Source organism: Bacillus sp. LUNF1, from assembly GCF_011008975.1.
Classification (GTDB): domain Bacteria; phylum Bacillota; class Bacilli; order Bacillales; family Bacillaceae; genus Bacillus; species Bacillus velezensis.
On record NZ_CP048876.1, the window covers coordinates 2,977,501 to 3,001,750 of the forward strand.

General features: G+C 46.0%; 21 protein-coding genes, 1 tRNA gene, 1 rRNA gene, 1 pseudogene and 1 riboswitch (1 of these 25 cut by a window edge). Of the genes and pseudogenes, 7 read left to right on the forward strand and 17 right to left on the reverse strand.

What is annotated here, in order from left to right; all coding sequences use genetic code 11:
* Window positions 1-738, reverse strand: a 16S ribosomal RNA gene (locus G4O42_RS14705) (it extends 812 nt beyond the left edge of the window).
* Between the two features lie 366 nt (window positions 739-1,104).
* Window positions 1,105-1,205, forward strand: a riboswitch (TPP riboswitch).
* A 100-nt stretch (window positions 1,206-1,305) separates the two neighbouring features.
* Between G4O42_RS14705 and thiT the strand changes: the two genes are divergently transcribed.
* Window positions 1,306-1,887 (forward strand): energy-coupled thiamine transporter ThiT, encoded by a 582-nt coding sequence (gene thiT, locus G4O42_RS14710; protein WP_032876884.1) that lies wholly within the window; start codon window positions 1,306-1,308, stop codon window positions 1,885-1,887.
* 30 nt (window positions 1,888-1,917) lie between these two features.
* Here thiT and G4O42_RS14715 read toward each other — a convergent pair whose 3' ends face one another.
* Both G4O42_RS14715 and G4O42_RS14720 read right to left on the reverse strand, forming a co-directional pair.
* Window positions 1,918-3,447, reverse strand: coding sequence for a flotillin lipid rafts scaffold protein FloT (locus tag G4O42_RS14715; RefSeq protein WP_032876881.1), 1,530 nt, complete (start codon window positions 3,445-3,447; stop codon window positions 1,918-1,920).
* A 19-nt stretch (window positions 3,448-3,466) separates the two neighbouring features.
* Window positions 3,467-3,997 (reverse strand): NfeD family protein, encoded by a 531-nt coding sequence (locus G4O42_RS14720; RefSeq protein WP_032876878.1) that lies wholly within the window; start codon window positions 3,995-3,997, stop codon window positions 3,467-3,469.
* A 146-nt stretch (window positions 3,998-4,143) separates the two neighbouring features.
* Between G4O42_RS14720 and G4O42_RS14725 the strand changes: the two genes are divergently transcribed.
* Complete coding sequence (locus G4O42_RS14725) at window positions 4,144-4,632, forward strand: DinB family protein (RefSeq protein WP_032876875.1); 489 nt, start codon at window positions 4,144-4,146, stop codon at window positions 4,630-4,632.
* Between the two features lies 1 nt (window position 4,633).
* Here the strand turns inward: G4O42_RS14725 and G4O42_RS14730 are convergent, their stop codons facing one another.
* From G4O42_RS14730 to betB, 3 genes are all read right to left on the reverse strand, one after another.
* A complete protein-coding gene (locus G4O42_RS14730) occupies window positions 4,634-5,215 on the reverse strand; it encodes an MOSC domain-containing protein (RefSeq protein ID WP_003152182.1) in 582 nt (193 codons plus the stop codon).
* A gap of 71 nt (window positions 5,216-5,286) precedes the next feature.
* A complete protein-coding gene (gene gbsB / locus G4O42_RS14735) occupies window positions 5,287-6,495 on the reverse strand; it encodes a choline dehydrogenase (RefSeq protein ID WP_003152181.1) in 1,209 nt (402 codons plus the stop codon).
* Between the two features lie 17 nt (window positions 6,496-6,512).
* Window positions 6,513-7,985, reverse strand: coding sequence for a betaine-aldehyde dehydrogenase (gene betB, locus G4O42_RS14740; RefSeq protein ID WP_032876872.1), 1,473 nt, complete (start codon window positions 7,983-7,985; stop codon window positions 6,513-6,515).
* A gap of 200 nt (window positions 7,986-8,185) precedes the next feature.
* Between betB and cudC the strand changes: the two genes are divergently transcribed.
* The 3 genes from cudC to ktrA all read left to right on the forward strand — a co-directional run bounded on the left by cudC (window position 8,186) and on the right by ktrA (window position 10,269).
* Window positions 8,186-8,740: a transcriptional regulator GbsR gene (cudC, locus tag G4O42_RS14745; RefSeq protein ID WP_007613329.1), complete on the forward strand. Its 555-nt coding sequence runs from the start codon at window positions 8,186-8,188 to the stop codon at window positions 8,738-8,740.
* Between the two features lie 157 nt (window positions 8,741-8,897).
* Complete coding sequence (gene bslA, locus G4O42_RS14750) at window positions 8,898-9,434, forward strand: biofilm surface layer hydrophobin BslA (RefSeq protein WP_032876869.1); 537 nt, start codon at window positions 8,898-8,900, stop codon at window positions 9,432-9,434.
* 166 nt (window positions 9,435-9,600) lie between these two features.
* The gene (gene ktrA / locus G4O42_RS14755; RefSeq protein ID WP_007613331.1) at window positions 9,601-10,269 is read left to right on the forward strand and encodes a potassium uptake protein KtrA; all 669 of its coding nucleotides are present in this window, start codon (window positions 9,601-9,603) and stop codon (window positions 10,267-10,269) included.
* A 33-nt stretch (window positions 10,270-10,302) separates the two neighbouring features.
* Here the strand turns inward: ktrA and G4O42_RS14760 are convergent, their stop codons facing one another.
* Window positions 10,303-11,148 (reverse strand): glucosaminidase domain-containing protein, encoded by an 846-nt coding sequence (locus G4O42_RS14760; RefSeq protein WP_007613332.1) that lies wholly within the window; start codon window positions 11,146-11,148, stop codon window positions 10,303-10,305.
* Window positions 11,149-11,289: 141 nt separating this feature from the next.
* Window positions 11,290-12,465, reverse strand: coding sequence for an NO-inducible flavohemoprotein (hmpA, locus tag G4O42_RS14765; protein ID WP_032876996.1), 1,176 nt, complete (start codon window positions 12,463-12,465; stop codon window positions 11,290-11,292).
* Between the two features lie 217 nt (window positions 12,466-12,682).
* On the opposite strand from hmpA, the gene G4O42_RS14770 reads away from it, so the two are divergent.
* Entirely contained in the window at window positions 12,683-13,324 is a 642-nt protein-coding gene (locus G4O42_RS14770) for a cupin domain-containing protein (RefSeq protein ID WP_032876866.1), read from the forward strand.
* A 66-nt stretch (window positions 13,325-13,390) separates the two neighbouring features.
* On the opposite strand, the gene G4O42_RS14775 is transcribed toward G4O42_RS14770, so the two are convergent.
* The 4 genes from G4O42_RS14775 to G4O42_RS14790 form a co-directional block, all read right to left on the reverse strand.
* Complete coding sequence (locus G4O42_RS14775; RefSeq protein WP_032876862.1) at window positions 13,391-13,711, reverse strand: hypothetical protein; 321 nt, start codon at window positions 13,709-13,711, stop codon at window positions 13,391-13,393.
* A gap of 112 nt (window positions 13,712-13,823) precedes the next feature.
* Window positions 13,824-13,896 (reverse strand) — tRNA-Ala (locus G4O42_RS14780).
* Window positions 13,897-14,023: 127 nt separating this feature from the next.
* Window positions 14,024-14,854 (reverse strand): undecaprenyl-diphosphate phosphatase, encoded by an 831-nt coding sequence (locus G4O42_RS14785; protein ID WP_007613337.1) that lies wholly within the window; start codon window positions 14,852-14,854, stop codon window positions 14,024-14,026.
* Between the two features lie 91 nt (window positions 14,855-14,945).
* Window positions 14,946-16,106, reverse strand: coding sequence for an AI-2E family transporter (locus G4O42_RS14790; protein ID WP_007613339.1), 1,161 nt, complete (start codon window positions 16,104-16,106; stop codon window positions 14,946-14,948).
* 179 nt (window positions 16,107-16,285) lie between these two features.
* On the opposite strand from G4O42_RS14790, the gene G4O42_RS14795 reads away from it, so the two are divergent.
* Window positions 16,286-17,272, forward strand: a complete 987-nt coding sequence (locus tag G4O42_RS14795) for a Gfo/Idh/MocA family protein (RefSeq protein WP_032876860.1) — start codon at window positions 16,286-16,288, stop codon at window positions 17,270-17,272.
* Window positions 17,273-17,303: 31 nt separating this feature from the next.
* On the opposite strand, the gene G4O42_RS14800 is transcribed toward G4O42_RS14795, so the two are convergent.
* The 5 genes and pseudogenes from G4O42_RS14800 to G4O42_RS14815 all read right to left on the reverse strand — a co-directional run bounded on the left by G4O42_RS14800 (window position 17,304) and on the right by G4O42_RS14815 (window position 24,117).
* Window positions 17,304-17,828, reverse strand: a complete 525-nt coding sequence (locus tag G4O42_RS14800) for a type 1 glutamine amidotransferase domain-containing protein (protein WP_163263800.1) — start codon at window positions 17,826-17,828, stop codon at window positions 17,304-17,306.
* A 65-nt stretch (window positions 17,829-17,893) separates the two neighbouring features.
* A complete protein-coding gene (locus tag G4O42_RS20285) occupies window positions 17,894-18,865 on the reverse strand; it encodes a methyl-accepting chemotaxis protein (RefSeq protein WP_425340276.1) in 972 nt (323 codons plus the stop codon).
* Window positions 18,860-19,996 (reverse strand): annotated as a pseudogene (locus G4O42_RS20290) (HAMP domain-containing protein); the annotation flags it as partial. The gene G4O42_RS20285 and the pseudogene G4O42_RS20290, both read right to left, overlap by 6 nt.
* Window positions 19,997-20,015: 19 nt before the next feature.
* Entirely contained in the window at window positions 20,016-22,001 is a 1,986-nt protein-coding gene (locus tag G4O42_RS14810; protein WP_032876853.1) for a HAMP domain-containing methyl-accepting chemotaxis protein, read from the reverse strand.
* A gap of 127 nt (window positions 22,002-22,128) precedes the next feature.
* A complete protein-coding gene (locus tag G4O42_RS14815) occupies window positions 22,129-24,117 on the reverse strand; it encodes a methyl-accepting chemotaxis protein (RefSeq protein ID WP_032876850.1) in 1,989 nt (662 codons plus the stop codon).
* Between the last annotated feature and the right edge of the window lie 133 nt (window positions 24,118-24,250).

The window sequence follows — 24,250 nt, forward strand, 5'->3', positions numbered from 1 at the left end:
CCTTCGCCACTGGTGTTCCTCCACATCTCTACGCATTTCACCGCTACACGTGGAATTCCACTCTCCTCTTCTGCACTCAAGTTCCCCAGTTTCCAATGACCCTCCCCGGTTGAGCCGGGGGCTTTCACATCAGACTTAAGAAACCGCCTGCGAGCCCTTTACGCCCAATAATTCCGGACAACGCTTGCCACCTACGTATTACCGCGGCTGCTGGCACGTAGTTAGCCGTGGCTTTCTGGTTAGGTACCGTCAAGGTGCCGCCCTATTTGAACGGCACTTGTTCTTCCCTAACAACAGAGCTTTACGATCCGAAAACCTTCATCACTCACGCGGCGTTGCTCCGTCAGACTTTCGTCCATTGCGGAAGATTCCCTACTGCTGCCTCCCGTAGGAGTCTGGGCCGTGTCTCAGTCCCAGTGTGGCCGATCACCCTCTCAGGTCGGCTACGCATCGTCGCCTTGGTGAGCCGTTACCTCACCAACTAGCTAATGCGCCGCGGGTCCATCTGTAAGTGGTAGCCGAAGCCACCTTTTATGTCTGAACCATGCGATTCAGACAACCATCCGGTATTAGCCCCGGTTTCCCGGAGTTATCCCAGTCTTACAGGCAGGTTACCCACGTGTTACTCACCCGTCCGCCGCTAACATCAGGGAGCAAGCTCCCATCTGTCCGCTCGACTTGCATGTATTAGGCACGCCGCCAGCGTTCGTCCTGAGCCAGGATCAAACTCTCCGATAAAGTAGTTTGACTGACTACGCACATCGCTGTGCGATTTATTTAAAACTTTGAATTAACAGGTGCGTTTTGTCTTGTTTAGTTTTCAAAGATCATTACCGCTTGTTGAAGCAGCTTTATTATCTTACCACTCAGCTTCTTTTATGTCAACAACTTTTTTCAAGTTGTTTCCGAAGCTTTTCGTTGTTGTCTGCTGTTCATCAGCGACGTTTAATAATATAACACCCTTTTGAAAATATGACAATAGTTTTTTTAAAAAAATCATTAATTATTTTCTTTCATACTTATTTCAGTTTCTCTTCTATAGAAAGATAAGCTGTCTTGTGGTTTGGCATATTTTCTTGTATAGTAAGATTGAACTAAATACTTGATGACCACAAGGGGAGCATTAAAGCTGAGAGTGAACATTTTGTTCTGACCCTTTGAACCTGTTAGTTAACGCTGGCGTAGGGATGTGGCAAAGCCAAATGATTTGCAGTTTATGTAAGCAGCGCGCGGACTTTTCCCATCCTTCCCCGCGCTGCTTTTTTGTTTATCCTTGATACGGTTGTCTGACCAGGGGGGAAAACTATGAATCATTCAACACAGCTTGTGCGCTTAATTGAAATAGCGATTATGACCGGGGCGGCTGTCATTCTGGACATTGTCTCAGGTATGTTTCTCCGGATGCCCCAAGGCGGTTCGGTCTCTATTATGATGATTCCGATTTTTTTGATTTCATTCCGCTGGGGAGTGAAGGCCGGGCTTACGACAGGCTTTTTAACAGGGATTGTCCAGATCGCCATCGGCAATTTGTTTTTGCAGCACCCGGTGCAGCTATTTCTTGATTACATCGCGGCATTCGCAGTCCTCGGTTTCAGCGGCATGTTAGCTTCCGGTGTACGGGGATCGGCATTGAATAAAAAAAGAGGCGTTTTAACGATGTATGTTATAGGCGGTGTTTTCATCGGCAGTGTGCTGCGCTATGCGGCACATGTGGTCTCCGGAGCTGTCTTTTTCGGAAGCTATGCTCCGAAAGGCACGCCGGTCTGGATTTATTCGTCCGTCTATAACGCGACTTATATGATTCCTTCTTTTATCCTTTCGGCCATTGTCCTTATCTTATTATTCATGACTGCGCCGCGGCTTCTTGAAGCTAAGCGGACGAACTGAAACAGCAGGCGGTTTACGCCTGCTGTATTTTTATTCCGGGCTGTGCCGTTCGTTTGAATCACTCAGTTCTTTTGTAAGTTCATTTATACTTTGTTTTATGTTTCCTTTGCCTGAAAAATTCTCAATAAGCTCTTTTACATTGATTCCGGAAGATGCTTTTAAGCTTTCCTGAAGACCGGCCATTAAATTGGTTGCGTAGCCTGTGACTTTATTGGCCCCGCCGTTTTCACCGCTTCCTCCCGTATCAACGACGGTTATTTTATCAATGTTGGAAAGAGGCGCTGAGACTTGCTTCGCATATTCAGGCAGCATTTTCACAATCATATCAAGGATTGCAGCCTGCCCGTATTTTTCGAATGCTTCGGCGATTTTTTCTTTAGCTTCCGCTTCTGCGAGTCCTTTCAGGCGGATGACTTCCGCTTCGGTTTCCCCTCTCGCCTTTTCAGCCTCCGCTTTAGCAAGACCGTCAATTCTCACGCGTTCCGCTTCCGCCTTGGCCATCGCTTCGATACTGTACTGCTCGGCATCCGCTTCTGCGAGCTGCTTCGCTTTTGCGGCCGCGGCCGCTTGTTCCACCGAGTAACGGTCAGCATCGGCTTTTTTCTTCACTTCAGAGTCATATTGGCGCTCACGGCGCAGAATTTCTTTTTCCTCCAATTCAATCTGCTTTTGCCGCTCAATAATTTTAATTTGCATTTCCTGCTCTGTCACCTGCTGGCGGGCTTTTGCTGTTTCAAGATCATATGCCTGGTCGGCATTGGCTTTTGCTGTATCCTGCTCTCTTCTGTATTCCGCCATTTTCAGCTGATTGATTTTTTCCGCTTCAGCTATTTCCGTCGCCCGCTCCAGCTCTGATTTTTTTGCGTCTTTATCAGCGGCCGCGCGTTTAATCCTCGTCTCTTTATCCGCTTCTGCCGTGGCAATGTCCGCATCCCGCTTGACTTGGGCGATTCTCGGCTTACCTAATGATTCAAGATAGCCGTTTTTATCTCGGACGTCTTTAATCGTAAAAGATACGATCATCAGCCCCATTTTAGCAAGATCCTGAGACGCGACCCGCTGGACTTCCTGAGAAAACTTTTCCCTGTTTTTATAAATCTCTTCGACGGTCATAGAGCCGAGGATGGAGCGCAGATGGCCTTCCAGCACCTCCCGCGCCTCCTGCTCACGGTCGTCCTTGGATTTCCCTAAAAATTGTTCAGCTGCTGTGGCGATTTCACCGATGGAGCCTCCGATTTTAATAATGGCGGTTCCGTCGGCCATTACCGGCACGCCTTGTTCTGTATAGACTTCAGGTGTAGAGACATCAAGTTTGCTTGACAGTAAACTGAGAGGTTCTGCCTGTTGGAATACCGGGAGCACGAACGTTCCCCCGCCCCGGACGATTTTCAGACGATTTCCGCCTTCATCAATGTGAACATTCTTATTCCCCAAATAACTTCCGGTCACGATAAGGGCTTCGTCCGGCCCCGCCGTCCGGTACTTCGTAATAAATACAGCAATAAGTGCGATGAGTAAAAAGAATACGATTCCGATAACGATGATAATCGGCATAGTCATAACAGTTCCCCCTTAGATATCAGATTGGTTCATGCGGCGTCACAAAAAGCACTCCGTCTTTTACATCAATCACTAATACGGCCGTTCCGTACTTGATCTGTTCTTGATCAAAGCTGACGGCTGATTTAGAAATGGCGCCCCCTATTCCCTCTATGATCACTTCTCCATAGCCGTCTTTCGGGACGGAAGTAATGACTCTGCCGACTCTGCCCTTTAAATCTGTCTCCCGATACGCGAGCGATTCTTCCGCTGATGAAAGCGGGACAAGGACGAAGAAGTGAAGCAGGCTGACCAAAAGAACCGAAAGAACAAATGAAAGCAACGCAATGACAGGACTTGATAGCGGAGCGGCGATTTCGCCGATATAACCTGAGGCTGAAAAGATTGTTAAAAAAGACAGAATCAATGCAGGGTTTAAAAATGAAACAGGAATGGCTTCCGAGAGGCCGTGAAACACATCTTGAAAAAACAGAATCAAAAGCGTGAGACTTCCCGAAATAATCAATGTGTAAAGATAGACCGTTTCAAGCGGCAGATGAAATATGTCCACATTCTATCCTCCTTTCGGCTGAGGTGTCGGAGTGTTACTTTATATACGGATGTAAAGGTAAATGGTTTCAATTTTCTGATAAGGAAGGCTGATTACATGATTATCCAATCCGGATATGATATGTTTACTCTAAAGGAGGAGATAGGATGAGCATTTTTAATGAAGCAAGACAGCAGACCTGGGAAGAACTGAAAGGACTCTCTGATGAGGAATTCAACCGAAAGCCCGCGGCTGATGAGTGGAGCGTGCGGGAAGTCCTTGACCATTTAAAGAAAATTGACGAAACAGCGCAGACCCTTTTATCAAAGCAGGCAAAAGACGCACCGTTAAAAGAAATAGAAGAACAACCGATGGAGTTTATAGAGGACAGAACAAATAAACGGCCGGCTCCGTCACACCTCGAACCTGAGCAAAACCGAATATCAGTCATTGAAGCAAAACAGGAATTAGATACGGCAAGACAGCAGCTGACCGCCGTCATTTCATCATTAAACGAGGAAGACTTAGAACGTGTGCTTCCGCATCCTGTTTTTCAAGAACTGACGATCCGCCAGTGGATTGATTTTATCGGCCATCATGAAAAGCGTCACATTAATCAAATAAAAGAAATCAAACAAAAAATCGAGAAGGTCTGAGTCAGACCTTCTCGATTTTTTTCTTGGCGCGTTTCGGTTCATAAGAATGGATGGTGACCGCATCTCCCGTGCATATATCACCCGGGCGTTCAACAATACAGACAATTCCTCTCCTGCCCATCGCGTGCCTCACAAACGCCGCGGCGAGTTTTGGCTGATCCGGATAAAAGGATTGAATGACTTCTCCCGGCTGAATGCACGGATCATTTTCTCCCTCGCACAACAGAGACGCACCGCTTGGAAATATCATTCTGCTTCCTTCTTTAAGCGGCGTCAGTGCAGAAAAACCGCTGATTGCGATATTAGCGCCGAGCCATTCGGGAAAGATATGAGAAATCCCCATCTTCTCTGCAATGTCATCACATTCCTCCATGGACACGATTGAAATTTGTCTCCGGTTAAAAATTTCTGTTCCTCTTTCATACATCGGCTCACGCGCGCCGGCCTTTTTTGTCAGTCCGAAATGCAGGTCACCGGGGAACCCGCCGTATTCCGCACGAAGCTTGTCCATCTTTTTGGTAACAAATTGTTCGGTATCCGCTATATATACGCCTTCCGTCTTTGCTGTTATGCGTTTCCACATCAGCCACCACCGCCTTTTTCTTGACATTATCCTTAAAAAACCCCGCTCTGTAAAGGAGCGGGGTTCATTTATTATACCGTTTTCGGCGTTAAGTCGAAGCAGCGTTTGTAAATCCAGTTGTATGCTTTCTCATTCAAATCTCTTGGATTTCCGAAAGTTTGCGGATCTTTCATGGCTTCTTTTGATAAACGTTCAATCATGTCCGGAGACACACCTTGTTCTTCTAAACTCGGCACCTCTAAATCTTTTACAAGATCATACATCCAGTTGACGGACGCTTTTGCCGCTTCTTCGGTTGTCATGTTGCTTGTATCGATTCCGAATGCTTTGGCGATGCGGGCGAATTTTTCCGGATAGCCTTTCCAGTTGTATTCCATTACCGGCCCCATCATAGCTGCGACGCATTGTCCGTGAGCGACAGGGATGATGCCGCCGAGCGTCTGGCTCATCGCATGCGCCGCGCCTGCTGATTCACTGCCGTATGAAAGGCCGGCAAGCATCGCCGCCTGCGCCATGCCGTATCTTGCTTCCAAATCCTCTCCGTCCGCAAACGCGCGCTTAATATAATGCGCCGCATATTCAATGGCCATTAAAGCGACGGCATCAGTGATCGGCTGCGCAAATTTCATCGTATAGCACTCGATGGCGTGCGCAAGGGCGTCAATACCTGTCATGGCCGTCACATGCGGAGGCATGGACGTGTGCAGCTCAGGGTCAATGACCGTTAAATGCGCGGCGATAAGCGGTCCGCCCGTATTGAATTTAAATTCTCTTTCTTCATCTGTAATGACCGCCCATTGTGTGACCTCTGAACCTGTTCCCGCAGTCGTCGGGATCGTTGTCAGCGGAGGAATACGGTTTTCCAGCGGCTTTTTGCCTTCCGCGGCTTCATAATCAAGCACGCTTCCTTCGTGTGTCGCTTCTACCCCGATCGCTTTCGCTGTATCCATGGAGCTTCCGCCGCCGACAGCCACAAGGCCGTTGCAGTTTTCTTTTTTATACAGTTCTGATCCTTCGTTTACAAGACGTACAGGCGGGTTCGGCTCCACTTTGTTAAACAGGACGACTTCGATGCCCGCTTCCTGTAAAGATTCAATGACCGGGTTTGCCACTCCCGCGTTATAAATTCCCGGGTCTGTTACGAGCAGAGCTTTTGTGACGCCAAGCGCTCTGACTTCACTTCCCGCGTGCTGAATCGCACCGATTCCGTGTTTAATGACTGTCGGGATTTCGAATGTATGGAATTTATGCATGCTTTCTACTTTCATATTTAATGTCATATTGTATCTCCTCCTCGTTATGCTTGAAACCAGTTCACAGCCGCAGGTTTCGTGTTGCGGTAAATATGTTTGATTTCCGTGTATTCTTCCAGACCGATTTTGCCGAGTTCGCGGCCGAAGCCCGATTGTTTGTACCCGCCCCATGGCGCTTGCGCGAAATACGGATGGAAATCATTGATCCATACCGTTCCCATCCGCAGTTTGGCGGCTACGCGTTCGCATTTTTCAATATCCTTTGACCATACCGCTCCGGCCAGCCCATAAATGGTATCGTTGGCAAGTCTGATCACTTCTTCTTCAGAAGAAAATGACTCAACTGTTAAAACGGGGCCGAAGATCTCCTCTTGGACTATCCGCATATCAGACTTGCAGTTTGAGAAAATAGTAGGTTCATAGAAGAAACCGTTTTGAAGGGCGGGATCATCAGGACGTTTGCCGCCTGTTTCCAGTTTTGCCCCTTCTTCGATACCGATTTCTACGTATTTTTCGACTTTGGCCCGATGCTCGGCGGAAATCAGCGGACCGCTTTCCGTATCTTCATGAAAACCGTTTCCTAATTTGATGCGTTTCGTGCGCTTGATCAGCTCGGCTAAAAATTCATCATGAATGGCTTCGTCCACCAAAAGACGGGACCCTGCCGAACAAACTTGGCCGGCATGGAAAAACACGGCGTTCAGCGCTTGATCTGCAGCGGTTTCGAGATCTGCATCTTGAAATACGATATTCGGATTTTTGCCGCCAAGCTCCAGGGCAATCTTTTTCACATTGCCGCTTGCCGCCTGCATGATTTTTTTGCCTGTTTCAATTCCGCCCGTAAAAGAGACCAAATCGACGTCGAGGTTTCTCGCAAGCTCGTCGCCGACAGAGGCGCCCGGCCCCAGCACGAGATTGGCGACCCCTTTCGGAATACCGGCTTCTTCTATTAATTGAAAGACTTTAATGGTTGTCAGCGGAGTAATCTCGCTCGGCTTTAAAACGATCGTGTTTCCGGCCGCAAGAGCGGGAGCGATTTTCCAGCTCGCCTGAAGGAGCGGATAGTTCCACGGCGTAATTTGTCCGCATACGCCAATGGGCTCTCTGACGATTTTACTTACGGAATCAGGAATCGGAGATGAAATGACCTCGCCTCCGTCTTTATCCGCCAAACCGGCATAATATTGAAATACATTTGCGATATCATCCATATCGGCTTTACTTTCTTCAATCGTTTTTCCTGTATCGAGCGATTCCAGCTCAGCTAATTCGTTCAGATCGCGTCTGATTAATTCCGCAATTTTCAGAACAAATTGTCCGCGCTCGAGCCCGGAAAGCACCGGCCACTCCCCTTCATCAAATGCTTTTCTGGCTGCGGCGATGGCTTTCACCGCATCGTTCCGGTCTCCTTCGCATACCGTTGCAATTTCTTCTTGATTAAATGGATTAATGATACGGCGGGTCTGTTTTTTTTCTGCACTGATCCATTCGCCGCCGATATAAAGCGTTTTGCTCATAAAAGTCCTCCTTACCGAAAAGTAAGTTTGTTAAATAAAAATTTAATGTTTTTAACAATATTAATTTAACACATGTTTTTTTGCCTGTCAAAACCCGGTCAGTCCGTTTAGATTTTGACATTTTGTCATGATTCGTTAAGATTAAGAACATAAAGAAATGACTTAATAAATTTAAACTTCAAGTGGAAAAGAGGGACAGTATGGATGAGAATCCAGAATTCGCAGCTATAGAACAAGCCAGGGATCTTGTCATTGATTCCATTGCAGAGACGATGGATCTTTACGGAATCACACGGAGTGTCGGGATTTTATACGGAACAATGTATATGAGGGATGAAATGACGCTTGACGAAATGCGTGAGGAACTGCAGATGAGCAAACCGAGTATGAGCACAGGCGTCAAAAAGCTGCAGGATTTAAATGTGGTTAAAAAAACCTTTCACCGCGGCACACGGAAGCATACGTTTGTAGCGGAAAAAGATTTCTTTACGTTTTTCACGAATTTCTTCCCGCCGAAATGGGATCGTGAAGTTCAGGTGAATTTATCCGCCATTGAACAGGCCCAGGCGGATTTGCAGTCCGTTTTGCTGGCCGAGAAAGGCAACGCGGAATTACAGGAAGAAGCGCGGCAGTTATATGATCAGCTTGAAAGCTCGAAAGCTTATTATCATTGGCTGAAGCGGCTCGCCGACTCGGTTCAGAGCGGGGAGATTTTTAAATTTATTCCGATAGAAACGGACGAAAAAAACGCCTGAATCAAAATCAGGCGTTTTTTTGTCGTGATTTGATTATTTTTGAGAAAATATAGGAACATAACCCCATTTACTTCCATTAAAATTGATGGTAAATTTTTATAGGTATGGTCGTTCTTTTTTAAGAACAATCAGCAAATTTTTTTTAGGGGGATTTAAAATGAAACAGAAATTTTTCTCAACTGTCATGGCAAGTTTATTCGGCCTGGTTTTGCTTCTTTCTCTGCCGACAGCGTCATTCGCCGCTGAGTCGGGCTCAACCGTTCACGAGCCGGAAATGTCCACGAAAGCGACTGCTACCTTATTTGCAAAATATACAGGTGCCAGCCAGCAGGAATGGTCATTTTCTGATATCGAATTGACGTACCGTCCGAACACGATCCTGAGCTTAGGCGTTATGGAATTTACCCTTCCTAGCGGATTTGCGGCTACTACAAAAGATACAGTCAACGGACACGCTTTACGCGAAAGACAGATTCTGAATAACGGCAAAACAGTCAGACTTCCGTTAAACATTGATTTGCTCGGCGCAGCGGAATTTAAGCTTTCTCTTAATAATAAAACATTGCCTGCTGCAGGTACATATAAGTTCCGTGCAGAAAATAAATCATTAAGCATCGGCTCTAAATTCTATGCTGAGGACACAATTGTTGTTCAAAAACGCAGCACACCGCCGACACAGCCTTGCGACTGCTAATAATTGCGAAAAAAGACCGGCACAAGCCCATCGCTTGTCAGCCGGTCTTTTTTTTGTGCTGTTTTCTTTCTTCCGGCCCGCGCATTGACAAACCCTTGAAACAGGAGTACATTCTTGTTTGTTGTATTTGGAGTGACGAAAACAGTTTCTTAAGGAGTTATGAGGATTGGGAAAAATCAAAAATAAACAATTTGCCGTCATCGGACTCGGCCGTTTCGGCGGAAGCATCTGTAAAGAGCTTTTTAAAATGGGGCATGAGGTGCTTGCGGTCGATATCAGCGAAGAGCGGGTCAACGCATACTCCTCTTATGCCACGCATGCTGTGCGGGCAAATTCAACGGAAGAAAGCGAGCTTCAGTCGCTCGGCATCAGAAATTTTGAATATGTCATCGTAGCAATCGGCGCCAACATTCAGGCAAGCACGCTGACGACGCTGTTATTGAAGGAGCTGAACATCCCTAATATTTGGGTGAAAGCGCAAAACTATTATCATCACAAAGTGCTTGAAAAGATCGGCGCTGATCGTATTATCCATCCCGAAAAGGATATGGGCGTGCGGATTGCACAAAGCCTTTCAGATGAAAATGTCTTAAATTACATTGATTTGTCAGATGAATACAGCATTGTGGAGCTTTCAGCCACGAAAAAACTGCATTTAAAATCCATTCTTGATCTCGGCGTCCGGGCCAGATTCGGCTGCACCATTCTCGCCTTGAAACATAATGGAGACATTCAGCTGTCCCCTTCTCCGGAGACTGTCATTCATGAATGTGACTGCCTTGTGCTGATGGGGCATAAACGTGATATTAAAAGGTTTGAAACTGAAGGAATGTAAAAAAGCCGGCGGGCTGCCGGCTTTTTTTGATGCTTATGTTTCTTCACTTAACTGGACGGCGGTTTGGTCAACCCAGCCGATCAGCTCATCTTTCACTTGAATTTGGTACCAGACGGATTCTCCGTTTTGTTTTTCAGATACGACTTTAATATGCTCGCCGGTAAACTTTTGCGCCGATGCCAGTTTAATAGAATGCCGCTCTTTTGACGGCTTGGACCACACGTCTTCAATGGCGTGGTCTTTGATGGCGCCTTTCATATCAACTGCTTTAAGAGAGGCATTGATTTTGTCATATTCATTCAGGTTATAGGTTTCTATGACATCTTTAATTTTTTCAGCATAGCCGGGGTCTGTGGCGTAGCCGGATTTTTGAAGGGCAGCCGCCGCAGTTTTATAATTGTCCGCTTCAATGACGGGCTTGTACTTCTTTTTATTCCAAGACGTTCCGTTGACAAATAATTTGGCATGATCATCCATTGATTCAAAAAACGTGCTGTATTTACGGAATTTTGCCCGAATCGTTTTTCGTTTTCCTTTTTCAAATTCATCCGTTTTCATCGTGACGTGTTTTCCTTTATAATCACCTTTTACACCGAACAGGTTGCGCGCTTTCCCCGCAAGCTCACTGTTCCCCCAGTCCGATTCGAGAATGGCCTGTGCGAGGGTGATGCTCGGAAGGACATGATATTTCTCATATAAAATTTGAGCATGCCCGGAAAGGCTGTCAATAAAGACCTGCTGCTCGTCCACCTCTTCAGGCGGTTTTTCTTCCGTCACTATGAATTTCGAAAACACCATTGATACCAGAAATAATCCGAATATAAGAGATACAGCAAAAAGGCACCCAAGCACCCTTTTGGTCTTTGCTTTCTTTTTCATATCAACCTTCCTTTAATTCCGGAATCACTAGATTTATAATTTTACTGGTCATTGATGAAAATTTCAATAAAATAGGGAAAAAGACGGAGAAAGAACACATTGCGCAAATAAAAAAGACTCCTCTTTGAGGAGTCTTTTTTGTTATGCCATGCTCAGCTGAGGGCCAAACAATTCATATTGAACGGAATCAGAGTCAAACCCGAGTGCAAGAATCATGTCTTTCATTTGCGTCATAAACTGCGCTGATCCGCACAAGTAAAATTCAGCATTTTGATTCAGATGAAGCTGCTCCAGGAAGGTTTGATCAATCCGGCCGCTGTAAAAAGGCTTGTCTCCTGAGCGGTCTTGTTCTGCCGGTTCACTGTATACGTAAATGACGTTAATATTCGGATGATTCTCCGCAGCTTGTTCAGCCTCTTTGCGGAACGCGGCGTACTCTCCGTTTTTCGCCGCATGAATAAAAGTAACGGAACGCTCCGGCTGTTTTTCGGCGGCTGTTTTCAGCATGCACATCATCGGCGTAATTCCGGAACCGGCACTGATAAGAACAACCGGTTTATCGGCAGCAGACAGCTTGAAATCTCCGGCGGGTGCGCTGACTTCAAGTTTATCTCCCTCTTGAACTTCATTGTGGAGATGAGAAGAAACCGCTCCGTCCTTTTTCACAGATATCCGATATGCGCCTTTTCGAGAAGCATCAGACAGGCTGTACTGGCGAATGTGCGTATAAGGAGAATCCGCAATCCTCACTTTAATGCTGATATATTGTCCCGCTTCAAATCCAGGAAGCGAAGAGCCGTCACTCGGTTTGATATAAAATGATGTGATATCTTTGCTTTCTTTTGTTTTCTGTATAACCGTAAATTCTTTATACCCCTGCCATCCGGCTTCATTGTACATGTCTTTTTCAATGCCGATAAAAGCCTCCGCAATAACACCGTAAGCTTTTTCCCATGCCTGCATAATTTCAGGAGTTGCGGCATCCTGCAGCACATCCTTAATCGCCAGAAGCAGATACTTTCCGACAATCGGATAATGTTCCGGTTTTACACCGATGCTTGTGTGTTTATGGCCGATCTGTCTGACCGCCGGAATGATTTGTTCTAATTGATCAATATTCGCCGCAGCCGCAATGACTGCATTTGCCAATGCTGCGCGCTGAGTCTGTTTCTTTTGGTTCGTTTGGTTAAACATATTTAACAGTTCGGGATGATCTTGAAACATCAGGTTATAAAAGCGTCCGGTGATGTTTTCTCCATGTGTTTTCAATACAGGTACTGTGCTTTTGATGATGTCTATTGTTCTCTCGTCCAGCATGTTCATCCTCAACCCTTCTAAAGATGTATTTTCAATATATCTTTATAGTAAGAGATATTTCGAATAAAAGATATATCTAAAATGAATCTTTAAAAAAGCCGTCACAATATTGTGTTGGTTTTGGAATTTATGGATTTCACCTCCTTTTTTATCACCCGGTGAAACAGGGACACATATATTTGGGAATATACGTTTAAAGATGAAAGCGGGGGATTGCATGGTTTCCGATATCGATTACACGTCTCCGAATACACAGTTCACTTATGATGTGAATGAGAGCCGTTTTTTTACGAAAGATGCTCGGAACTTTATCAATGTATTGGGGATTAAACAGTTAAACACGCTTGAAAATATTTCATTATTAGATATCTTTCTGAGTAAAACAAATGTGATTGAACCGCATACCCATCAAAACGCCGCTGAATTGGTGTACTGTATTTCGGGTTCCGCGGTGGTGTCGATGCTGAATCCGTTCACCCAGAAAATACGGAATTATCCGATCTCTCCAGGGCAAGTGGCGAATATTCCGCAGGGGTGGTGGCATTATGAAGTCGCCACTTCAGACAAAACCCATCTTTTGGCCATATTTGACGCCCCTTCGCCTGAAGTGATATACGGCTCGGATATTCTCCGTCTGACGCCGCCGGAGATCATGGCGCATACGTACTGTCTGAATGAGCATGAGTGGGAAAAAGCCGTTTCACCGATCCGGCAATCAACTGTGATAGGCCCCGATAAATACTGCGGACAGTCTGAAAACACGGGTATTCATGATATGAATAAGCCTTATCAGCCAAATACGCCTTATCCGAATGATCCGTATCGGCATTATGATACGCCGTTATATTGGGGATATTAAACGGAGAGCCTGAGCGGCATTCAGCTCGACAGAAAGAGCCCCTCATTGGAGAGGGGCTCTTGATCATTACGGTCCGGTTCCGCAGCTTACTTTGTACTCGCCTTCGGACGATTTTTTTGAATAACATACGTGCGGCGTCTGTCCGGTTTCATCTTTCCAATTGAACCAATTTACATAATAAAGGTTCCCGGCCTCTCCACCGCCTTCTTCTTTTTGAAGAATCGCAAAGTAGCTTTGATACGGATATCCTTTTTTATAAATGTCATGCCTGATGGCTCCTTTTTCTGAAGCAGACGTGAAGATGACAGGAGAAAGAGGCGAAAGCGCTGTCAAAAAAAGCGCCAGTGCAGCTGACAGAGATAATATAAGATAGATTTTCTTTTTCATTTTCTCTCTTTCCTTTATTTTCAATTGTTAGAAATGAAGCAGAACACAGAGGCTGCCGCAGAAGATGAAAAAACAAAAAAACCCTTATTTATAGAATAAGGGTTTAAAGGTATGGAGCCAAGGGGGCTCGAACCCCTGACCTCTACGCTGCCAGCGTAGCGCTCTCCCAGCTGAGCTATGGCCCCGTGCTGTAACGTCATGTTTTATTATAGACGACTCTTCTATGAATTTCAAGCAGAAAATTCAGTTTGCTCATATTTTCCTGAGACGTTTTTCGAACATAAAAAGAAGACCCTCCGGGGGCCTCTTCGTTTATCGCACGAGCATGATTAAAATGATGCCGAGGATGACACGGTAAATGGCGAACGGGACAAGCTTAATCCGGTTAATGAGCCGAAGAAAAAACTTGACGACTAAGAGGGCGACGACAAAGGCGCAGATAAAGCCGACAAGAAAAAACGGAATCATGTCATAAGAAAGACTGCTCCAGTATTTCACCAGCTTCAGAAGGCTTGCGCCCGCCATAATCGGAATAGCCATAATAAATGTGAAGTCTGCGGCTGCCCGGTGATTCAAGCCTACAATGACACCTCCGGCAATCGTTGAGCCTGAGCGGGAAAATCCCGGCCATAAGGCGAGACACTGGAATAATCCGACACAGAAAGCCTGTTTGTAGGTGATTCTGTCCACCGTATCGATCGTTTCTTTCCTTTTATTGATCCAGTCCGCTATAAGCATAAGCACGGCTCCGGCAATTAATCCGTAAGCGACCGTTCTGACGGAGAATAAATAGCGGTCAATGAAATCCTCAAATAAAAAGCCGAGCACCGCTGCCGGAACAAGACCGACGGCGATTTGCGCGATGGTCAGCCTGTATCCCTTCTGCTGATCGCGCGTGACGTTTTTTTTGAGGCCGAGTAAATGTAATATCCGATCCTTAAACACAATGGCCACCGCCAGAATCGAACCGAGCTGAATCACCACTTTGAAGGAATTTGCGGCTTCCGGATTCATCAGGCTTCCGGATTTCAGCCAGATGTCATCCGCTATGATCATATGTCCCGTGGAAGAAACCGGCGCGTACTCCGTCAGCCCTTCCACGATTCCTAAAACGGCTGCTGTGAACATCTCCCATAGTGTCATCCCATTCTTCCCTTCATTCATCATTTACAAAAGAGAAGCTCTCCTCTGAAGGAAAGCCTGTCTTATAATAAATATCATGTCCGTTCCGATTTTATGACTTCGATACAGCATCATTTTTTTCTTCTTCATATAAATGCGAACGCATTTTGAACCAATCAAACAGATGGGTCGTGACCACTTTGATGACCGCATACCCCGGGATGGCTAAAATAATGCCGACAACCCCGAACAGCTTTCCGGCAGTTAAAAGAACAAAGATGATGGTAATCGGGTGAATGTGAAGATTTTTCCCCATGATCTGCGGAGAAATTAATTTTCCTTCCACGAGCTGGACAACGGTCCAGACAATCGCAAGCTTCAGCAGCATAAGGGGCGAAGTGACCAACGCGATAATAATCGCCGGCGTGATAGCAATGGTCGGCCCTAAATACGGAACGACGCTCGTACAAGCGGCAATGACCGCAAGCAGTGACGCATAATCAAGTCCGATAATCAGATAGCCGATAAATAATAAAAACCCGATGCAGAAGCTGACGATGACCTGTCCTCTAATATAGGAGCTTAATCTGTGGTTCATTTCACTAAGCATCGTATACGTTTGTTCTTTCAGACGGGTGGGCACAAACTTTAAGATATAGATTGGCAGTTTTTTGCCGTCTTTCAGCAAATAGAACAGAATAAACGGCACGGTCACAATTGAAATAATCACTTCCGTCAGCGCGCCGATAAAATTCCCGACCCCGGTAAATGTGCTGTTTGCAATTGTCGCCGCCTGCGCCGATACTTTATTAGCAAGATCGGAAATGTTGATATTCATCGTCTTTTGCGCCTGATTTACAAAATCGCTTCCGATCAGGCTTTTCGTCTGATCTTCAACAATATCCACATATTTCGGCAGATTGTCGATCAGGCTCATGATCTGTTCCTTTAAAAACGGAATAATTGAAACGACCGTAATCGTAATCAGCCCTATAATAATGAGGTAAAGGAGCAGGATGGAATAGACTCTTTTCACTCTTATTTTTTCCAATATATCTACGATCGGATTAAGCAGATAATAAACGATTCCTGTCAAAATGACGGGGAGCGCAATCGTTTTGAGCAGGACGATAATGGGTGTGAAAATAAATGATGTCTTCATAAAGACAAGGATATTGAGACCGATGAGCAGCAATACAAGCAAAAACAAGACAAATTTATTGTCTAAGAAAAACTGTTTAAATCTGCCGCCCCATGTTTGCAATGTTTCCACTATTGTTCCTCCATCATATGTATTTTACTTAAATTGTACACTATCGTTCCTGTAATGAAAAATAATAACCGGTCTCTATGGGAATTTTTCCTATCTCTTTAGCTGCCAGCCTTTTTTCCATTTATGTTTCTCAGAAAAAAAGCTATAATGTAAGCCAATACATAGAAGGAGCGATAGCAATGATTCGATTTGCAACAGTCGGAACGAATTGGATTACAGAACGATTTCTGGAGGCGGCTTCTGCTATTGATGATTTTCAATTAACGGCGGTTTATTCCAGAACTGAGGAACGTGCGGCGGAATTCGCCGGCAAACACGGCGCTGCTCATTATTTTACCAGCCTGAAAGAAATGGCGGAAAGCGAAGCCTATGACGCGGTGTATCTCGCCAGCCCGAATGCATTTCACAAAGAGCAGGCGGTCCTTTTTATGGAACACGGCAAGCATGTACTGTGCGAAAAACCGTTTGCGTCTAACGCAAGGGAAACGGATGAAATGATTCACGCAGCCAAAACGAACGGCGTTCTCTTGATGGAAGCCATGAAAACAACGTTCCTGCCGAACTTCAGCATGCTTCAAAACCACTTACATAAAATCGGACCCGTCAGGAGATTCACGGCAAGCTACTGCCAATATTCATCACGATATGATGCATATAAAAACGGTACGGTGCTAAACGCGTTTAAGCCTGAATTATCGAACGGTTCATTAATGGACATCGGCGTGTACTGCATTTATCCGGCCGTCGTCCTGTTCGGCAAACCGAAAAACGTCATTGCGACCGGTCATAAACTAGCATCCGGCGTTGACGGCGAAGGCACGGTCATTCTGTCATACGACGGATTTGAAGCGGTGCTGATGCATTCGAAAATCTCAAATTCGTTTGCCTCGGCGGAAATTCAGGGTGAAGACGGCACGATCGTGCTGGACAGCATTCACGGACCGGAACGGGCGGAAATCCGCTATCGTGACGGACGGACGGAAGACATTTCAGTCCCTGATCTGAAACCGTCGATGTACTACGAAACGGCTGAATTCATCAATCTTCTTCGAAACGGACAGCGGGAGTCTTCCGAAAATACATTTGAACGTTCTTTCATTACGGCAAGCATTATGGAGGAAGCGAGAAAACAAATCGGAATTGTCTTTCCCGCCGATCAAAACTAAAAACATCCGCCCGGATTCGGGCGGATGTTTTTTATTTGGACGCTAACAGGTCAGCAAACGCTTTTGCATACTGCGGAAGGTCGGGCGGGCGGCGGCTTGATACAATGTGGCCGTCAGTTACGACTGCTTCATCCAGCCACTGTGCCCCTGCATTTGTCATGTCGTCTTTGATGCCGGGCGTGCTCGTTACTTTTTTTCCTGCGAGAATTCCGGCAGATATGAGCACCCAGCCCGCATGATAGATCTGGCCGATCGGCTTTTTCTGCTCGTTCATCGTACGGATGATGTCCAAAACTTCGGGATATCTTCGCAGTTTGTCAGGAGCCCAGCCGCCAGGCACGAGCACGGCGTCATACTCCTGAATAATCAGGCTCTTAAAATCGTAATCCGCCGTCGCGGGCACGCCGTATTTTCCTTTGTATGAACGGCCCGCTTCTTCTCCTATTAAATGAACGATCGCGCCTTCCTCTCTCAGACGGTAGACGGGATACCAAAGCTCTAAGTCTTCAAAATCGTCACTGACAAGCGCTATGACTTTTTTGCCTTCTAATCTCATCACTGCCACTCCCTTCTTTTATACTAGTGTATCGCTTTTTTCAGATGAGGAAAAGAAACAGCTCGCTACAGCTGTTCTTCGTCTTCAGACTGAATCGTAAATTTCCGTGTGACCTGCTGCAGTTCTTCAGCCATATGCGCAAGCGTTTCGGCGGATGAACTGATTTCTTCCATGGAGGCCAGCTGCTCTTCAGCTGAGGCGGCGATGTCTTGAATGCCGGCGGACCCTTCTTTGGCGACTGAGGTAATGTCCTCCACCGCGTTTGTCACATTTTGCGACCCGGCTGCAAGCTTCTCAAGCGTTCCGTTCATATGCTGCAAGGCGCCTGAAATCTGAGTCGTCATTTCTGAGATTTTTTTGAAGCTTTCGGCCGTTTGATCCGTAATATCGAGGCCTTCCTTCACATCTTGATTCACCGCTTGGAATACGGAAAGCGATGTGGCGATTTCTTTGACGATTTCCTGAATCAGCGTTTCGATTTCCTTCGCGGAGCCGGCTGATTGTACGGCAAGCTTTCTCACTTCTTCCGCAACGACGGAGAAGCCCCGCCCGTATTCGCCTGCTCTGGCTGCTTCAATGGCAGCGTTTAAGGCAAGCAGATTTGTTTGATCGGCAATGCCGTTAATGACGTTGAGAATGCTCTTAATGTCGTGCGACTTCGTTTCCAGCCCTTTTACGACCGCTTCCGCCTGCTGTACGGAACGATCAATTGTTTTCATCTGGCCTACCGTTTTCGCCACTAATTCTTCTCCGCTTCCGGCCGTTTCAGAGGTTTGGATGGCGGATTCAGTGATTTCCGCCGATACATTCGCCGTCTCGGCAATGCCGGCATTCATTTGGGAAAGGTGATCAGCACTTTCTTCCAATTTCTCGCTTTGTGATTCGTTTCCGTTTGAGAATTGTTCAATCGCCAGTGTAATATGCTCTGTCGCCTTGCTCGTCTGTCCGGCGGATGCCGTCAGCTCTTCGGATGAAGAAGCGACATGTTCGACGGATGATTGAATGACGCCGATGACAGACCGGAGTGAGGCCGACATCTCATTGAAGCTTTGGCTGAGCTGCCCGAATTCATTTTTTGATTTGATGTCAATGACTGCCGTTAAATCGCCGTCACTGATTTTAGCTGATGTCGAAACAAGTTTTTTGAGCGGTTTTGCAATCGAGCGAATGATAAAAAAGATTAAAACCCCGCCGACGATAAGAGAAACCGCCAGGATGATCAGCGCCATTTTCATGACAGGCGAGGCTGCGTCATGGATCTCACTGACAAAAAATGTGCCGGCGATTTTCCAGCCCGTCAGTTTGTTTGTCGTGAAGGCCATTTTCTTCTGCTGTCCTTCAAACATGTATTCAAACGATCCGCTTGATTTGGAAAACACTTCTTTCGTCCACTCTCCGGAGCCTTCCGTTCCCGCTTTTATAGTCGGATGGGCGATGTATTTTTTATCTCCCGTTGTAATGAAGGCAAATCCTTTATGACCGATCTGCACGCGTTCGGAAGCGTTCAGCAGGTCGCCCAGATTAATATCAAGCGCCACAACGCCTGATCCGTCTTTTGTCTGCTGGGCAATCGTAACGACCGTCTGTCCGGTTGCAGCGTCTTTATAAGGCTCGGTAAACACCGGCTGCCCGCTTTTTTCAACCGCCTTTGTATACCACTCGCGCGTGAGCGGATTATAATCGGACGGCATGTCAGCGGACGGATATTTCACAAACGCTTTGTCGCGAGACGCGGCGTAAATTGACGCGACATCGCCATTTACGGTGACATACTGCTTCATATTGTCGAGCAGTGCCGATTTATTTTTCGTGTTCAGTTTTTCCTTTGTGATTGATTCGCTGTAGTAGTCAATCGCTTTCAGCTTGCCTTCGAGCATGTTTTCCAGCACGCTGTTCAGTTCACTGACATTTCCCTGGGCGCTGTGGGTCAGTTCTCTTTCTAATGTACTCCCCGCCGTTTGGTAGCTGAAGTAGGCGAGTATGCCGACCGGAAGCACCAATACGGCTAAAAATGCCGCGATCAGCGGCTTGCTGATGGATGGCTGTTTGATCCAATGTATCAGTTGTTTCATTTTTTCAGTCTCCTTCTTTGAAAAGCTAAATCTAATATCGTCAGATAGGACAAAAGATTTATTAAAAAAACTAAAAAAAACACCCAAACAGCACATTTGGGTGTTCTATGACCTATTAATCTATTTTAAATCGTTTCGTCATATCACGTAATTCTTCCGCCATTTGGGATAACGTTTCCGAAGACGAACTGATTTCTTCCATTGAAGCCAGCTGTTCTTCGGCAGAGGCCGCGATATCCTGAATGCTGGCGGAGCTTTCTTTTGCGATGGACGCGATTTGCTCAGAAGCTCCTGAAATCTGCTGTGATCCTGCTGTCAGCTGTTCTACCGTCGCATTCATATTTTGAATTTCTCCGGCGATCTGGTTCGTCATTTCAGAAATCCGTTTGAAGCTCGTTTCGGTCTGATTCGTAATATCCAGTCCGCTCTCCACCTCTTTGTTGACGGATTGGAACATGCCGAGAGATGTATTGATTTCGTTGACGATTTCTATAATTAAGCTTTCGATTTCTTTCGCTGAATCGGCAGACTGGACCGCAAGTTTTCTGACCTCTTCGGCGACGACTGAGAAGCCCCGGCCGTATTCACCCGCACGCGCGGCTTCAATTGCCGCATTCAGTGCAAGAAGGTTTGTCTGATCAGCGATTCCGTTAATGACACCGAGAATGTTTGTAATGTCTTTTGATTTTGTTTCAAGTCCGCGCACCACTTGTTCAGCTTCTTTCACTGACCGGTCAATGACGTTCATTTGGCCGACCGTCTGGTGGACGAGCTTTCCGCCTGAATTGGCGACTTCCGCTGATGTGACGGAGGATTCGGTAATGACGGCAGATGCTTTCGCCATATCTTTAAGCCCGCTGTTCATTTGATAAATATGTTCCGCCGCGCTTTCGATATTTTCACTTTGGCTTTCATTTCCGTTAGAAAATTGTTCGATCGCCAGTGTGATATGTTCCGTTGCCTTGCTTGTCTGCTCCGCTGAAGCCGTCAGCTCTTCTGAGGAAGATGCGACGTTATTCACGGAATCCTGAATGGCATGGATGAGAGACCTGAGTGAAGCGGCCATATTGTTAAAGCTTTTGCCCAGCTCGCCTAATTCATCTTTTGACTGAATTTCGATCGTTTCTGTTAAGTCGCCTTCACTGATCTGTTTCGATGATGTCACAAGCTGCTTGAGCGGTTTTGTGATTGAACGAATAATCAGCACCATGACGATGGTTCCGATGACAATCGCTAATACGAGAACGAGCAGGGACAGATGAAGGATCGGCAAAGCCGCTTCATGAATTTCGTCCAGATACATCGTTCCGGTAATCTTCCAGCCTGTCAGCCCGTTCGTATCATAAGCCATTTTCTTTTCCTGGCCGTCGTATTTGTATTGAAAATCACCTTTTTTGCTGTTGTACAGCTGTTCAGCCCAATCCCCGTTTAATACTGTGCCTGACGTGCGGTTCGGGTGGGCGACCACTTTTTTGTCTTTCGTCAGGATAAAAGCGTAGCCTGATTTTCCGATGTTCACTTTCTTTGTCGTTTTCAGAAGTTCATCGATTTTCATATTGATGGCGACGACCCCTGAGCCGTCTTTCGTCTGCTGAACGACCGTCACGACCATCGTATTGGTGGAAGCCGTGCGGTAAGGATCTGTTACAACAACTTTCCCCTTATTTTCCACGGCCTTTTTATACCAGTCTCTTTCAAGCGGATTATATCCTTTAGGCATCTGCAGATCCGGATACCGTGTGAAATGTCCTTCCGTGTCACTCGTATAGATGGATTCCACGTCTTTATTGATCTTCATGTACTCTGTGAATTTATCGGTAATTTGCGATTGGTTTTTCGGCTTGTACCGATCCTTTGTGAGCCAGTCGCTGAAATATGCCGTTCCGTCTTCCTTTTGGCTGATGCTTGTGTTGATCATATCGTTAATCTGCTGCACATTATCTAGTGCGCTTCCCATCATCTGCCTGTCAAGCGTGCTTACCGCCGATTGATAGGCGATAAAAGCCAGCGTTGAAATAGGAAGAATGAGAATGGCCAAAAAAGAAATGAGCAGTTTTCTTGTAAGCGATCTCTGCTTGATGATTTGCACAATTTTTTTCATCTGCTATATCTCCTCTTGCGTGTTTACCCTTCATATCGGCAATTATGGGTAAATATACACATCCAAAAAGAAGAAATATAACGAAACATACTTTTTACCTATTGCAAAATTAGTCTTTTAGACTTAATTAAGAGTTTATCTTAAAACGCTTTGTCAGTTCGCGTAATTCCTCCGCCATTTTTTCCAGCGTGACGGCTGAGGAACTGATCTCCTCCATGGACGCAAGCTGCTCTTCAGCTGAAGCCGCGATGTCCTGAATGCCGGCCGCGCTTTGTCTGGAGACTGCCGCGATATCCTCTGAAGCGTTTGATACTTCCTGAGATCCGGCAGAAAGCTGTTCCACGGTTGCATTCATATTTTGCAGTTCACCGGCAATCTGATTTGTTTTAGCGGAAATGTCCCGGAAGCTTTTTTCCGTTTCGTCCGTTAACTGAAGTCCGCTTTTCACCTCGTGATTGACGGATTCCAGCATTCCGAGCGAAGTATGAATTTCTTTGACGATTTCATGAATTAAGGATTCGATTTCTTTCGCTGAATCGGCGGATTGGACGGCAAGCTTTCTCACTTCTTCGGCAACGACTGAAAAACCGCGTCCGTATTCTCCCGCTCTTGCCGCTTCAATGGCTGCATTTAAAGCAAGCAGATTCGTTTGATCCGCAATGCCGTTAATGACGCGCAAAATGCTGGTGATGTCCTGCGATTTGAGTTCAAGCCCTTGTACGACTTGCTCCGCTTTACTTACGGATTGGTCAATGGCGCCCATCTGGCCGGCTGTTTTCTTGACAAGCCGCTCACCGGCGCCGGATATCTCCGCCGATTCAATTGACGTTTCCGTCACCACGGCTGCCGCTTCCGCCAGATCGCTGAGCCCGTCTTTCATCTCATTCACTTGTGCTGTCGCTTTATCAATACTCTCACTTTGGTCTTCCGTTCCATTAGAAAACTGTTCAATCGCAAGGGTGATATGTTCCGTTGCTTTGCTCGTCTGCTCAGCCGAAGCCGTCAGCTCCTCTGAGGAAGAAGCGACATGTTCAACAGAGTCCTGAATTCCCTGAATAAGCGAACGGAGTGAATCTGTCATATGATTAAAACTTTTACCGAGCACGCCGAGCTCATCTTGAGAGCCGACATCAATGGTTTCCGTCAGATCTCCGCTGCTGATTTTTTCCGCTGAAGCTACGAGACGTTTTAACGGTTTGGTAATTGAGCGGATGACAAAATAAATGAAAATCATCCCTGCGGCGATGGCTATCGCCAATATGATAACGGCCAGAGTCAGAACCGGTCTTGCCGCATCCTTGATTTCATCCACGGACATGGTTCCGCTGATTTTCCAGCCCGTCGCTTCATTGGTCACGTACGCCATTTTTTTCGCTTTCCCGTTCAGCGTATATTCATAGTCGCCTTTTTGCCCGCTGTATAATGTATCAACCCATTTTCCCGATACCGCCGCACCGGCTTTTTCATCACTGTAAGCAACGGCTTTTTTATTTTTGCTGAGGATAAAGGCGTATCCTTCTTTTCCGATGTTCACTTCTTTTGTCATCGTGATGAGATCGTCGATTTTTATATCAATGGCGACGACGCCTGATCCGTCTTGCGCCGCGCGGGCCATGGTGACGACCATCTTTTTGTTTGAGATGGACTCATAAGGGTCCGTGATGATGGTTTGGCCTTTATTCTCCATGGCTTCCTGATACCAGCTTCTTTCAAGCGGATTGAAATCGGACGGCATATCGGCATGCGGATAACGGGTAAACGTTCCTTCCTTGCTGCTTGAAAATATGGCGGACGCTTTATCATTGCTTTCAATAAACTGTTTGAACCTTTCTTGCATTTCCGTTTGGTTTTTTTCTTTAAATTTAGCGCTTGTCGCCCATTCGCTGAAATATGCTGAGCTTTTTGTAAACATTCCGATCCGGTCATCAATCATATTGTTTAAGATTTGCACATTTCCTTCGGCGCTTTCCATCATTTGCTTTTCAACGGATGAAGCCGCCGAACGGTAGGCGCCGGCAGCCAATACTGCTACCGGAATAATTAAGATCAGTAAAAATGAAATGATAAGTTTTTTGGCTATTGATTTTCTGGCGATTTTTTTTGCTGTTTTTTTCAATTTTGTAAACCTCTTTCAATCATTTACTGTTTATATCGGCCGACTCCCTTTTTATTACATTGAAAATTAAGTCATAAATGAAAAATAGTTCTATGTACTCCCGTTGTATGCAAGACTTTTTATTTAATTTTCC